Annotated in this window: 14 protein-coding genes, 1 tRNA gene, 1 other RNA gene and 1 pseudogene; 5 read left to right on the forward strand and 12 right to left on the reverse strand. The window is 64.6% G+C overall.

What is annotated here, in order from left to right:
• Positions 1-54 precede the first annotated feature (54 nt).
• The 4 genes from RDCOP1_RS20585 to RDCOP1_RS20595 all read right to left on the reverse strand — a co-directional run bounded on the left by RDCOP1_RS20585 (position 55) and on the right by RDCOP1_RS20595 (position 1,208).
• Complete coding sequence (locus tag RDCOP1_RS20585) at positions 55-456, reverse strand: hypothetical protein (protein WP_231922854.1); 402 nt, start codon at positions 454-456, stop codon at positions 55-57.
• A 69-nt stretch (positions 457-525) separates the two neighbouring features.
• Complete coding sequence (locus tag RDCOP1_RS20590; protein WP_072705034.1) at positions 526-735, reverse strand: hypothetical protein; 210 nt, start codon at positions 733-735, stop codon at positions 526-528.
• Between the two features lie 2 nt (positions 736-737).
• Positions 738-887 (reverse strand): hypothetical protein, encoded by a 150-nt coding sequence (locus RDCOP1_RS21575; protein WP_169848943.1) that lies wholly within the window; start codon positions 885-887, stop codon positions 738-740.
• 72 nt (positions 888-959) lie between these two features.
• Positions 960-1,208, reverse strand: a complete 249-nt coding sequence (locus tag RDCOP1_RS20595) for a hypothetical protein (RefSeq protein ID WP_072705037.1) — start codon at positions 1,206-1,208, stop codon at positions 960-962.
• Positions 1,209-1,291: 83 nt separating this feature from the next.
• On the opposite strand from RDCOP1_RS20595, the gene RDCOP1_RS21580 reads away from it, so the two are divergent.
• A complete protein-coding gene (locus RDCOP1_RS21580; protein ID WP_169848945.1) occupies positions 1,292-1,546 on the forward strand; it encodes a hypothetical protein in 255 nt (84 codons plus the stop codon).
• A gap of 377 nt (positions 1,547-1,923) precedes the next feature.
• Here RDCOP1_RS21580 and RDCOP1_RS20605 read toward each other — a convergent pair whose 3' ends face one another.
• The 5 genes and pseudogenes from RDCOP1_RS20605 to ffs form a co-directional block, all read right to left on the reverse strand.
• On the reverse strand, positions 1,924-2,454 hold the full coding sequence (locus tag RDCOP1_RS20605; RefSeq protein ID WP_072705043.1) for a hypothetical protein: 531 nt from the start codon (positions 2,452-2,454) through the stop codon (positions 1,924-1,926).
• 979 nt (positions 2,455-3,433) lie between these two features.
• Positions 3,434-5,113, reverse strand: coding sequence for a recombinase family protein (locus tag RDCOP1_RS20610; RefSeq protein WP_084722741.1), 1,680 nt, complete (start codon positions 5,111-5,113; stop codon positions 3,434-3,436).
• Positions 5,079-5,231 (reverse strand): annotated as a pseudogene (locus RDCOP1_RS21895) (HhH-GPD-type base excision DNA repair protein); the annotation flags it as partial. The gene RDCOP1_RS20610 and the pseudogene RDCOP1_RS21895, both read right to left, overlap by 35 nt.
• A gap of 283 nt (positions 5,232-5,514) precedes the next feature.
• Positions 5,515-6,804: an aspartate aminotransferase type Ic gene (locus RDCOP1_RS20620; protein WP_072705212.1), complete on the reverse strand. Its 1,290-nt coding sequence runs from the start codon at positions 6,802-6,804 to the stop codon at positions 5,515-5,517.
• Positions 6,805-6,851: 47 nt separating this feature from the next.
• Positions 6,852-6,946, reverse strand: an RNA gene (ffs, locus tag RDCOP1_RS20625) — signal recognition particle sRNA small type.
• Between the two features lie 116 nt (positions 6,947-7,062).
• Between ffs and RDCOP1_RS20630 the strand changes: the two genes are divergently transcribed.
• A tRNA-Ser gene (locus RDCOP1_RS20630) sits at positions 7,063-7,150 on the forward strand.
• Positions 7,151-7,229: 79 nt separating this feature from the next.
• Here the strand turns inward: RDCOP1_RS20630 and RDCOP1_RS20635 are convergent.
• Both RDCOP1_RS20635 and RDCOP1_RS20640 read right to left on the reverse strand, forming a co-directional pair.
• Entirely contained in the window at positions 7,230-8,051 is an 822-nt protein-coding gene (locus RDCOP1_RS20635) for an ABC transporter permease (RefSeq protein ID WP_072705215.1), read from the reverse strand.
• A 2-nt stretch (positions 8,052-8,053) separates the two neighbouring features.
• Positions 8,054-9,037 (reverse strand): ABC transporter ATP-binding protein, encoded by a 984-nt coding sequence (locus tag RDCOP1_RS20640; RefSeq protein ID WP_072705046.1) that lies wholly within the window; start codon positions 9,035-9,037, stop codon positions 8,054-8,056.
• A 64-nt stretch (positions 9,038-9,101) separates the two neighbouring features.
• Between RDCOP1_RS20640 and RDCOP1_RS20645 the strand changes: the two genes are divergently transcribed.
• On the forward strand, positions 9,102-9,908 hold the full coding sequence (locus tag RDCOP1_RS20645; RefSeq protein ID WP_084722742.1) for a TetR/AcrR family transcriptional regulator C-terminal domain-containing protein: 807 nt from the start codon (positions 9,102-9,104) through the stop codon (positions 9,906-9,908).
• Between the two features lie 30 nt (positions 9,909-9,938).
• Here the strand turns inward: RDCOP1_RS20645 and RDCOP1_RS20650 are convergent, their stop codons facing one another.
• Positions 9,939-11,042 (reverse strand): GmrSD restriction endonuclease domain-containing protein, encoded by a 1,104-nt coding sequence (locus tag RDCOP1_RS20650; protein ID WP_072705049.1) that lies wholly within the window; start codon positions 11,040-11,042, stop codon positions 9,939-9,941.
• Positions 11,043-11,151: 109 nt separating this feature from the next.
• Here RDCOP1_RS20650 and RDCOP1_RS20655 point away from each other — a divergent pair, with 109 nt between their 5' ends.
• Complete coding sequence (locus RDCOP1_RS20655) at positions 11,152-11,817, forward strand: YoaK family protein (RefSeq protein ID WP_072705052.1); 666 nt, start codon at positions 11,152-11,154, stop codon at positions 11,815-11,817.
• A 74-nt stretch (positions 11,818-11,891) separates the two neighbouring features.
• The gene (locus RDCOP1_RS20660) at positions 11,892-12,476 is read left to right on the forward strand and encodes a TetR/AcrR family transcriptional regulator (RefSeq protein WP_072705220.1); all 585 of its coding nucleotides are present in this window, start codon (positions 11,892-11,894) and stop codon (positions 12,474-12,476) included.
• The last annotated feature ends 12 nt before the right edge of the window (positions 12,477-12,488 follow it).

The following is a 12,488-nucleotide window of genomic DNA, read 5'->3' on the forward strand; positions in this document are numbered from 1 at the left end:
TTGAGGCACAGCCTCGTTTGTGTTGAGCAGCGGTCACAGACCACTACCCGAAGATCACTTGAACATCGCATCCCACGACGGGGTGGGCTGCTTCGGCTTCGAACCTCCGGTGCCCTGGGAAGGGTCGAACGCGGGTGCGTTCTTCCGGAGGCCGGGACGCTCGGTCAGGACAGCCGCTACATCGGCGGCCACCTTCTCGGGGTCGACGTTGCCGTCGTCGTCCAGGTAGTCGGTGAGGGTGTTACCCGAGAGGGTGAACAAGTCGCTCCCCATCGCCAGCTCCGCGCTGGCGATCCGCTCGACCTCGGCACGCTGCAGCCGTTCGAACCGAGCCTGCAGGGCGGTCACCGTCTCGCGGGCCTCGTTCCGCTCTACCCGGTACCGGGCTTCTTTGTTCAGCTTCTGAGAGCCGTCCTCGGCTCCAGGGGTACCCGTGGGTGCCTTATCGGTAGGCACCCCGTCAGCGTTGGACTCAGGGCCGGGAACAGGGGTCTGGATGTCTTGGTTCTGCATATCTCTCCTTGGCTATGGGTAGCGGCGCATGAACAGCGCCCGTCGTAGGTCGGTCTCGTCGATGTCGTCGTCCAGCCCGAGCCGGGCGAGGATCACGTAGCGGTTCGGGTGTCCGTGCTCGAACCACGCGAGGTCTCCGGCCTCGTGGATGGCTCGGACGTAGTTCTCAGACCGCGTCAGATGCAGCTGGAACGCTGCTTCCTGCTCGTGTGCGTTCGGCATGCTCAGTCCGTCCAATGTGTGACGGTCAGACCTTCGTACGGGTGTCCGTGGTGGGATCCGAGATGGACGGCAGCCTCAGGGCTGACTTTCCACGTACGTGCAGGTGCTCCGTGCTCAGCAGCCCGTACGGCTGCGTCGATCAGTGCGTCCATGTGATCTCTCCTTGGATATGCGAAAGACCCCGTTGTCGGCGGGGCCTCGGTTGGCGGATGTCAAGTTCTGGATCAGCTCGAACACGGATCAGGGAGCTGGGCCCCCAGCTCGGAGATGCGGGCCTCAGCAGCCCGCAGCCGGATGCGAAGGTTCTTGGCCTCGTTGTTCAACTTCCGGACCTTCTCGGACTTCGTGTCGAAGTTCTCCGCTGTATGCAGCCGCTTCCTCAGCTCGAAGCCTTCAGACCGCAGCTTGAGGATCCGGTCCTGCCAGTACGCGGGCAGCTCGTGGAGCTGGGCGTTCTCAGGGATGTTTGCCATGGGGTACCTCCTGGGGTTGTCGCGGCATCTGGCCGCGTGTTTGGTGCTGTACGACCTCCGTGGGCCGTGCAGTAGGTGAGTCAGTGTGTGTCGAACGCGCCGGAGGCGTACGCCTCGGTCAGTTGCCGAACTACCTCGGCAGGTTCGACGGGTACGCCGTCGTGTTGGAACTGGACGCCCGCGCTCTCGAAGGCGCGGACAACGGTCCAGGCGGCAGACTTACCGATCCGTTGGCGCTTCTCACGCTCGGACCTGCATCGGCGGCAGTAGCCACCGTTGTCTCGGTCGGCGGATGTTCGGATCTCGTGCCCCTGAGGGCACTGGTTGACGGGCATTAGTGCCTCTCTTTCAGCATCGTTAGTACTCATGGTTTGGGTCAAATGAAAAGGGCCAGAACGTATTCGACGTTCTGACCCGAAGATTGTGGGGTACCCCTCGGTCTGCCGTAACAGACCGAGGGCTGACTTCCCTCAAGAAACACACGGAACGGTCACCCGCCGTTCCTATCCGCTGCTGCCACAGCGGCTTGCCGAGGTCGATCACCTCGAGAAGTTCAGGCGGTCGATGGGGAGAGCCACCGACCGACCTCCGGGTGCTGGAGAACACCCGGATGCGGCGATCACCGACTGCAGGTCGGGATCAGCTCGCAAGCTTGCAAGGGGGTGTCTTTCCCCTTCGCAATATCAGTACAAAACTGGAACACAGTATTTGACCCCTAAGCGATGTAACTCATATTTGGGACGGTCCTGATCCAGGATCCATGAGGCTCGCCGGCCGAGGTGCCAGTGCCGTTACGCGACCCCTTCGGCCTACCCGGCTGAGGATTCCATCCGGGGTACCGCTCCTGCATGGCTTCCTTCCGGCGCTTGCGTAGCGCCGCCATCCTCTCCTTCGCAGCGGCATTGTGTGCCACGTGCCGCGCTTCAGAGCACTCTGTGCAGTACTTCGGCCACCGCGCGGTGTCGGTGCTTCCGTCCTTCTTGTGCGAGATCTTCCGGCGCGTGTGGACGAGTCCGCCGCAGTCAGCGCACGGGCCGTAGTAGACGCGGAATCCCCAGAACTGGACCCAGGCTCCGCCCGTCGACGTCACCTCTTGCCGGTACACGTGGTCCGGGTTCTCGCGTCGCCACTTGTCGACCTTGTTCGGCACCAGCTTCGCGGCCTGGTTGCCCAGTGGGCGGACGAACCGGATGCCGGATGCCGAGGTCTCGATCTCGCCGAGGCGTGCTGTTGCGGTGGTGTTCATGTCTCTCCTCATGATGTGGTGTGCTGGATGTCATAGCTAGATGCGGGCCCCAGACCCGCAGCTCATCGGTGGTTACCGGTCGGTAAGTTCGCGCCGTGGCTGGCATCTGCCGCACGAAGGCTCACGAGCCGTCCCGGCCCCTCCACACTTGATGGGGCCTAGGGATGGCGAGGCCGAGGAAGGCAGATGGCTGACACCAAAAGAAAGCGCACCGAAGGTGTCCGATTACGCCATTCTTTGAATGGCAGAAGAATTGTCAGAGAGCCATTCTTTGGGTCTTCCTGGAGCCATTCTTGACCCTCCAGATGCGCCATTCTTTGCGCTCCAGATGGCACCTCCAGGTGCCTCCAGATACCCCCCTGAGGGGGATATTCTTTGACCCTCAAAGAATGGTTATTGGGGCCCCTTAAAGGGGTATATTATAATAATCTCTAGATAGGGATTTCTTAAGGAAATCCCCTAGTTCGGGAACCCCCTAAAGGGGGTTCCCTCACTCTGATCCTGCAACTGGAAAAACCAGATCAAAGATTTCCTTGTTACGCGCGCCCGCGTAGGGAGGCAAAAATCCCTCCTGACCAGCGTATACGCTGAAACGGGCGTCTAGCGTCCACGCTGACGCACTGAAGGGTGCTACCCACCCACTCACCCACACATAGGTAGGTTCGGCCCTCAGCGTGGCCCCTGGGGGCCACTACGGCGGTCTTCAGATTGCAGGCATGACGACATGTCCGCCGGATCGGACGGACCGATTCCGACAGTACCCCCGTCGAGATCGGGAGGCAAGAGATTGCTATCGGTCAGAGAATATACGGGCGCGGCTAATTTGGAGTGCCGGCCCGATTCAATAAAGAAACAAGTCGACAATTCCGAATTGTCGAATCGGTACTCCGACGGAATTGGAATTGCAGGATTCCAGGTACGGTCCAATTAATCGTAGTCGCAACAATTGCAGGGGCCTGCCTCTTTTGGCCGGCCCCGGTCAGTCGACCTTTATGGTGGCCAGGTCGGGCTTCGGGAGCCCGTCGAGGTCCAGACGCTCCGGCAGCTCGGGCATGTTCTTCGGCGGCATCATCGCCATCTGCCGCAGCCCGTCGCGCATGTGCTTCGGGTACACGACGAAACGGGCACCGTGGTCGATCATCAACTGACGCTTGTCGGAGGTCTCCCAGACCTCGCGGTACGTCTGGTCTGTCTCCTCGGTGACCCAGCCGGACGGACGCGATGGCGTGGCGGCGAGCTGGTCGCGTTTGGCGACCTGAGCCTTCATCCGTTCCGCCCACTGACGTACGTCCTCGGGCGTGGTCAACAAGCCCATATCGGATTCCATCCGCAACCGGTCGAGGGTTGCTAACACCTTCTCCAGCTCGGCAGCGTGGTCCTCACCCTGGACGAACACGCGTCGGGTGACCTTGGTGTCTCCCCATTTGGCCAGGAACATCCGTTCCAGCCTGACATCGGCGTCGTCGGCCCGGACGCCCGTGCCTTTGCAGTTGAGCGGAGTACGCCCGCACCGGTAGTAGCGATGCTCCGCAGTGACCTGTCCATTGGAGTTCTTCCTGACAGACGCCTGTTGTGCCAGCGAGGCCCCACACGGGCCTTCACCGCATGCTGGGCAGCCTGGGCAGCCGCAGATTCCTACACCGAGCATCGGGTTGGTGGACGCGGTCGGCGTACGACCGTTGAGCTTGCGGAGGTGGGCAGCCTCTTGGAGCTGCTTCCAGGTGGCAGCGTCGAACGTCGGGGGTGCGAGCCGGATCGGCTCTCCCTCGGGGTCGAGCACGACGACTGCAGCCGACCCCTTGCCGGTCATCTTCAGACCCTGCGTACGCGGCGAGGTCATGGCGTCGATCACCGTGCTGGTTGTCCACGGTCGGGACTTCGGAGGGTTGCCCTTGGCCACCCGAGCCCGGTCCATATTCGTCAGGGCCGCACCATCGCGGCACTCGCAATCCAGGACGTGTGCATCGGTACATCGCGGATCGGTGTACCCAGCGTTCAGCCACGCTGCGATGCGGATATATGACCAGCCGTCGAGCAGACGGCGTGCCATCGAATGCAGCAGCCGGTAACCGATCTCGTCGGTGGCCAGGCCCTTGCCCTTACCGCTGGGATGCTCCACGACCTTGAACCCGAGCGGAGGGACACCCGATGCCCACCGATCCATCTGCCTCAGCGCCCGGTGTGAGTCCTGGGCGCGGGACTTGAACCGGTTCAGTTCGAGCTGGGCGAAGAACGAGCCGAGATAGACGAACAGCTCAGCCATCATCGCGTCGATGCCTTTGGAGACTCCGGGCCGGTAGTCGAGCGTGAGACCGTCGTCGGCGAACGCAACGACCTTGTGTCGCTCCTCAGCCCACCGGGCGAAGTCGACACAGTGCCGGGTCGACCTGAATGCGCGGTCCATCTTCGACCAGACGATCACATCCCACTTGGAGGCACCCTCGTCGGTCAGCCAGGGACCGAGGTCGGGCCGGTCCTCGGGCCGCTTCTCAGCCGACACGCCGAGATCCTCGAAAGAACCTACGATCTCGTATCCCTTGGCTTCCGCCCACTTCCGGGCGGTTTCAAGCTGCGCCAGATGCGACACTTTCTGCGGTCCCTGGACTACTGATACGCGAGCGCCAACGATTGCGCGTACTCTGTGGGGAAGTTCGGTCACGGTGCAAGGGTACCGCGACCTGCTGATCGAGCAACATCCCGATGAGCAACGCGGCCGGATTCTGCGAGAGCAGAGCGTCGGCGTCGGGATCCCCCACGAGATTCAGCGTCGATTCCATGGGTCGATCATGCACCGGTCCGCACAGTCGCCGCCACAGTCCGGCCCCGACGGCGGCGCTCGATCGGTGACGCACTTGCGCGGCACCGGTGCTGAACCAGACATTCACGACAGGCTGTGGAAAACGCGGGGTTGCGTCATCTCAGCTGATCAGACGCATGGATTCCGAGTTGTCCACGTTCGGTCCACCGGATTTCCACAGAGTTGTCCACAGCTTGGGAATAGCGCGGACCGTCGTTTCCCTTTCGGGTTACCCGGCGTACTGCCGGCCGAGCAGACTAGGGCTACGCCTCGAGGAACTTTTCCGTAGCTGCAAGCAGCACGCAGGTCGCGACGCCGTCCATCGCCTTCTCGAGCTCACCGAGCGACGGGAAGCTCGGCGCGAGCCGGATGTTCTCGTCCCGCGGATCGTTCTTGTAGGGGAAGGCCGAACCCGCGCCGGTGAGCGCGATTCCCGCGTCCTTCGCGAGCGAAATGACGCGCCGGGCGGTGCCTTCGACGACGTCGAGGCTGATGAAGTAACCACCCTTGGGATCGGTCCAGGACGCGACCTTCGAATCCCCCAGCCGATCTTCGAGAACCCGGCGGACGAGGGCGAACTTCGGAGCGAGAATCTCGCGGTGCTTGGCCATGTGGGCACGCACGCCGTCGGCGTCGCCGAAGAATCGGACGTGCCTGAGCTGATTCACCTTGTCCGGGCCGATGGTCTTGACCCCGAGGTGCTTCTGGTACCACGCCAGATTCTCGGTGGAGCTTCCGAAGAAGCTCACGCCGGAGCCCGCAAAAGTGATCTTCGATGTCGACGCCAGTGCGAAGACACGATGGGGATGGCCGGCCTGCGCGGCGAGTCCCAGGATGTCGATCGCCGGCGCAAGATCCTCGGTGAGCGGATGCACCGCGTATGCGTTGTCCCAGAAGATCCGGAAGTCGGGAGCCGCGGTCGGCATCGAGACGAGTTCGCGTGCGACATTCTCGCTGTACACGACGCCGGTCGGGTTGGAGTACGTGGGCACCGCCCACATGCCCTTGATCTGCGGATCGTTGGCAACGAGATCGGCGATCAGACGCACGTCGGGTCCGTCGTCGCGCAGCGGGACCGGAATCATCTCGATGCCGAGCGACTGCGTGATGGCGAAGTGCCGGTCGTATCCCGGTGCGGGGCACAGGAACTTGACCACGGGCTGCTGCGACCAGGGGCGGGGCGAGTCGACCGTGCCGTGCAGCAACGACCAGACGACGAGGTCGTGCATGACTTCGAGGCTCGCGTTGTTGCCCGCGAGGAGGTTCTCGGCCGGGATGTTCAGCAGTTCGGCGAAGATCGCGCGCAGTTCGGGCAGGCCGGTGAGGCCGCCGTAGTTGCGGGTGTCGGTGCCGTTCGCGTCGCGGTAGTCGTCCGCGCCGGGCAGCGACAGCAACTCCGCGGAGAGGTCGAGCTGTTCGGGCGACGGCTTGCCGCGAGTCAGGTCCAGCGTCAGCTTTTCGGTCTTCAAGCGCTCGTAGTTCGAGGACTGGCGCTCGTGCTCTGCGACGAGTTCCTCATGGCTCATCAACCCGAACTGGGTTTGCCTAGGCATGCGGAGGGACCTTTCACCGTGCACGGTGACACGGGCATCGGCGGAGATTAAGAGGACCCCGCGCACCCGGCAGAGCCCGTTGACCCTTGCTGCCTTCCGGCCCTGGGGGAGTTCACAGGATGCGCGCCGCGCGGGATCCATCGGCAAGTGTAGAGGACGTACGGCAGGGCGCGCACCACCCCCCTCCCAGGGGCTGAAATCCACGGTTCGACCTGCCCGTTTGGTAACTCTGACCGGACATTCGCTATGCTTCCCCACGGAGGATTCGCCTAGTGGCCTATGGCGCTCGCCTGGAACGCGGGTTGGGTTAACGCCCTCAGGGGTTCAAATCCCCTATCCTCCGCCACGAGACCCCCGTGGGACGCGCAAGCGGCCCGCGGGGGTTTCTGCATCCTTGCCCTCGGGAGTAGCGGCGAATCCCGGAGTCATACGGTTCGGCGGGTCCGGCGGATTCCGACGACGAGGCCCACCACGCAGGTCAGCACTGCCGCGAGGACACCGCGTGCGACAGCCGGATCGGCGACCGCACCTCCGAGCAGTGCCCGTTCGGCGTCGACGATGTAGGTCAGCGGGTTGAGCAGCGCGACCGTCCGCATCCATGCGGGTCCCGTATCGAGCGGCAACATCATTCCCGACAGGATCAGGAGCGGGAACAACAGAGTCTGCTGCACGGTCCAGAACATCCACTCGCGGTTCTGGGCGGCGAGGGCGAGCGCGCAGGACAATGCGCCCACCCCAATTCCGAACACACCGAGCAGCGCCAGTCCCGCGAGTACGTGGAACGGGTACAACTCGAAGCCGAACGGCACACAGACGAGCACGATGAGCAGGCCTTGAATCACGAGCGGCGCGAACTCTTTCAGCGCTCGTCCCACGAGCAGTGAAGACCGGCACAGTGGGGTCGCGAGGACACGTTCGTAGGAGCCCGTCATCAATTCGTACAACAGGTTCGAACCCGTCATCGAGGTGCCGAACAGCGCGATCATGACGATGACGCCGGGCACGAACCACTGCAACGTCTCGGCGGTGGACCCGACGCCGAGTGCGCCCGTGAGGAGCGGGCCGAAGAGCGCGAGGAACACGAGGGGTTGCAGCAGCGAGAAAACAAGGCTGAACGGGTCGCGGAGCAGAAGCAGGATCTCGCGGATGAACACAGCCGCGGTGTCGGCGGTGAATTTTGCGGCCCCGGCCCGTGGTGCCGGCGCGTCGGCGGGGTGGGAACGAACCGGTGAGACGTCGGTCTGCATGTTCACGACGCGATCTCCTCTCGCAGCCGTCGACCGGTCAGATTGAGAAAGACGTCGTCGAGGCTCGCCTGCGTGAGCGAAGCGGACAACACCGTCAGGTCGGCAAGGCGCAACGCCTCGAGCGCAGCGGGAAGACGCTCGGCGCCGTGAGTTGTGGCAATGACGACGGTGACTACATCGCCCGAGGCCTCGGTGTCCACGGCTCCGATGCCGGGCGGGAGAGCCCGGCGGACGAGCCCGGCCGACTCGGTGGCGTCGAGTCCGGCGGGCGAGGCGACGCGTGCGGTGATGACGTCGTCGGCGTACTCGCGTTCGAGATCGCCCGGTGACGCGTCGGCGACGATCCGGCCGTGGTCGATCACCACCACTCGTTCTGCCATCTTGTCCGCTTCGTCGAGGTAGTGCGTCGTGAGCACGATCGTCATGCCGGTGCGCCGCCGGAGTTCCTGGATGTGCTCCCACAGATTGGCTCGACTGTGCGGGTCCAATCCCGTGGTGGGCTCGTCGAGAAAGAGCAGCGGAGGCTCGTGCATGAGACCTAGGGCCACATCCAGCCGGCGCTTCTGCCCGCCGGAAAGCGACTGGATGCCTCGCTTCTCGAGCCCTCCGAGTTCGAGGGCCTCGATGAGTTCCGCGGCACGACTGCGGTATCGGCGTGCGGGCAGGCCGTAGAACCGGCCTTGGTTGTACAGCTCGTCGCGAACCTTGTAGGAGTAGCCTCCGCCGTTGCCCTGGCCGATGTAGCCGATGTGTGCGCGGACCTTGTCCGGATCGCGGACGACGTCGAACCCGGCGACCGTCGCCGTGCCCGATGTCGGCGCCAGGAGGCTGGTCAGCATGCGCATCGTGGTGGATTTCCCGGCCCCGTTGGGGCCGAGGAAGGCGACGAGTTCGCCTTCGACAACGTCGATATCGACGTTGTCCACCGCGTGAATCGCTTCCTTCTTACGATGGAATGTCTTGGTCAGACCGCGTGCTCGGATCATCCGATTCTCTATTCGTACGTTGTACTGGAATAGGCGGGACCAGATTATCATACGATGTACGTAAATGAACCCCGAGAAAGGACCGTCTTTGCCGGCCGAGCCCGAGAACGCAGAAGAAAGGGAAGCGGACCGCACCGCCGAGGTGACCCGCCGTCTCGCACTGCTGTGGGCCCCCACCGAACCGAAGACCCGGGGACGCAAAGCGAGCCTCACGCGCGCCGCCGTGGTCGAGGCCGCGATCGCTGTCGCGGACGAGGGCGGCCTGGACGCACTGTCGATGCGCCGGGTCGCCTCCGCGCTCGGGTTGGGTGCGATGTCGCTCTACACGTACGTTCCGGGCCGGACCGAACTGATCGACCTCATGATCGACGTCGCCTATTCCGAACTCGACCTGCCGGTGCCCTGCACCCCCTGGCGTCCCGCGCTCGCCAAGTACGCGCGCGAGCACTGGAACCTCTATCTCCGGCATCCCTGGATCCTGCAGACGAACATGTGGCGGGCACCGCTGGCTCCGCACGTCCTCGACGCGCAGGAAGCCGCCCTCCGCATACTCGTCGACGAGGGCCCCACCGAGCGGCAGGTGGTCGAAATCATCAGCGTGATCGACAATTTCGTGCAGGGTCTCGCACGAGGTGCTATCGCGGAGAACCGGGACAGAGAGAACACGGGCCTCGACCGCGACGCCTACTGGATGTCGATGAACAGTTTCTGGGAGGACTGGTTCGACGTCGAGCGTTACCCGACGATGACCCGGGTGTGGCAAGCCGGGGGCTTCGACGAGCCGGACGGACCTTTCGAACCGAGCTTCGAAAGGCTCCTCGACTCGGTCGAACTCACCATCGCGAAAAGCCGGGAGTCGCGCACCTCGTGACCAACCACGCGACAACCGGATTCGCAGACCTCACTCGCAGGCGACGCCGTCCAGGTCGCGGTCCATCTCGGTCCGGTAGCCCGGCTCACCGGCATAGAGCGGTGCCGCTCCTGCAGCCCGGGCAGCCGTGCAGTTCTTGTAGTACGCACTCGCCGGTGCCGGCGCGGGTGCGGGCGCGGGTGCCGGTGCCGGCGCGGGCGCGGGCGCAAGAGGCTGGGGCTGGGGCTGGGGCTGGGGAGCGACCGTCGTCGGTATCGGCGTCGCGGTACCGGTACCGCCCGCGGACGGCGCGAGATCTGCTGCCGTGCCGCCACATTCGGTGAGGATTCTTACCATCGCATCGCGCTCGGCCTGCGTCACCCACAACCCGTACTCGGCCTTGACCTGGACCTGGCGCGCGACGTACGTGCAGCGGTAGGGGCGATGCGGCGGCAACCAGGTCGCAGCGTCGCCGTCGCTCTTACGCTGGTTGGTGGGGCCGTCGACCGCCTGAAGGTTCCGTGGATCGTTCGCGAAGTTCGCGCGAGTCTCCGGATCGAGTTGCTGCGCGCCCTTCTGCCACGCATCCGACAGCGCCACAACGTGGTCGATCTGCACCGCGGTGGAGGTGTCCTGGCCGCGAACGAACGCGATGGTGGTGCCGGTGTAGGCGTCGTGCAGCGTGCCCGAGGCGACGACGCAGTCACGGGTGCCCGGCTTGTAGACGATGTCGACGAGGTCACGCCGCAGGATGTCGTTGCGGGTGTCGCAACCGTTGTGCCCGAACTCGACCGAGACGTCGTCGCTCCATGCCTGACCGAACAGGGTGCGGTCGTAACCGGTCTTCGGCGCACGGCCCTTGATCGGCACGGTGGTCAGCCGCGACAGCGCCGCCGACATCGACGAGACGTCCCCGGAAACCGGCGGGGCGTCCGCGGAGGCCGGCGGAACGTCCCCCGCCGCCACCTGTCGCGCGGACGTGGACGCGGCTGCAGCGGAAGTGGTGCTCGACGCCGCTACGGAGGTTTCGGTGGTCGCGGCGGCAGGGACGGCCGACGCGGTGTCGTCGTCCGCGGCACCGCACCCCGCCAGAACGAACGCGGCGGCCGCCGTCGCGGCGAGCACACGGACGCGGAACGTTCGGCGTAAAGCCATGGAGGGACTCCTGAGATACATGAGGCGGGTGTCGCCTGCTCATCGCCCGTCACACGGTGAGCCGTTACATCCGCGTATCCGCATCGGCTTCCGTCCCTACTATTGCCCCGTGCCCGAAAACAACAAGGAGTTGCAGGCGCTGACGGTGGCACTGTCGGCACTCGCGGGATTCGTCGACGCTCTTGGGTTCATCACCCTCGGCGGAGTGTTCGTGTCGTTCATGAGCGGCAACTCCACACGGTTCGCCGTCGAAGCAGCCGACGCCTCATGGCGCACCGCTGCTCTGATCGGGGGCATTGTTGTCCTTTTCGTGATCGGGGTGATTCTGGGTGGCGTTATCGCGGAACTCACCGACCGCGACCGCAAAACGCGGAAAACTGCGGTTCTCGTCGCCGTCGCGGTGCTGCTCGCCATCGGTTCGCTGAGCGCGATACCCGGGTGGATCCCGGTGTCCGTGACGGCGATGACGCTGGCGATGGGTGTCGAAAATTCCGTGTTCCGGCGCAAGGGCGAGGCAACCGTCGCCCTCACCTACATGACCGGTGCGCTCGTGAAGATCGGGCAAGAGGTAGCGTCCGCATTCTTCGGCGGCCCACGCTGGGGCTGGCTGCCCTACCTCGGCCGATGGGGAGGTTTGGTGGCGGGAGGATTACTCGGAGCCTTGGCACACCACCTGTTCGGCCTGCACGCCCTCTGGATCGCGACCGCGGTCGCGGCCGCGCTCGCCGTCGCGGTGCGGTTCCTTCGCTCGCCGGAAGTACAGAAGACGGCGTGACAGCGAGATTCGGATCGGTGCGGACCGTTATCCCCGTACGCTCGTACGGTGGCCCGCTCCGCTACGGTGCATCCATGCGCGCCCGCCCCTACGCCACCACCAGCCCCACCAGGCTCGCCGCGGCACTGCTCGAAGTTGCCGCCCGCAGTGGACTCGAGGCAGCAAGCGTGCGCGAAGTCGCGAACGAGGCAGGCGTATCGATCGGCGCGGTGCAGCACCACTTTCCGACGAAGGACGAGATGCTCGCCTACTCGTTCCGCGCCCTCTCCGACCGGGTACTCACCCGCCTCGCGAACGTCGATCCCGACATCGACCCGGCGCGGACACTGTTCGCCGCGCTCAGTCAATTGCTGCCGCTCGACGACCAACGCGGCAGCGAGGTTCACGTGATGGCCGCGTTCGCCGTCCGTGCAGTCACTTCCCCGTCGCTGAGCGTGATCCGCAGCTCGACGCTGTTCACCGTTCGCACCGGCATCGCAACCGTATTGATCAGACTGGGCGCCCCGGATCCGGAGACGCGCGCAACGCTGCTCCTCGCCGCGGTGCACGGACTCGCACTCGATGCCGCCTCGAGCCCGGATCTCTACCCGCGCGAATACCTGACGCACGCCTTGCACACGCAGATCCAGCTCGCCCTGCACGGCGCGGACGCACACTGAGCCCGGCTCGGA

This window comes from Rhodococcus coprophilus NBRC 100603 (assembly GCF_001895045.1).
In the GTDB taxonomy this organism is placed as follows: domain Bacteria; phylum Actinomycetota; class Actinomycetes; order Mycobacteriales; family Mycobacteriaceae; genus Rhodococcus; species Rhodococcus coprophilus.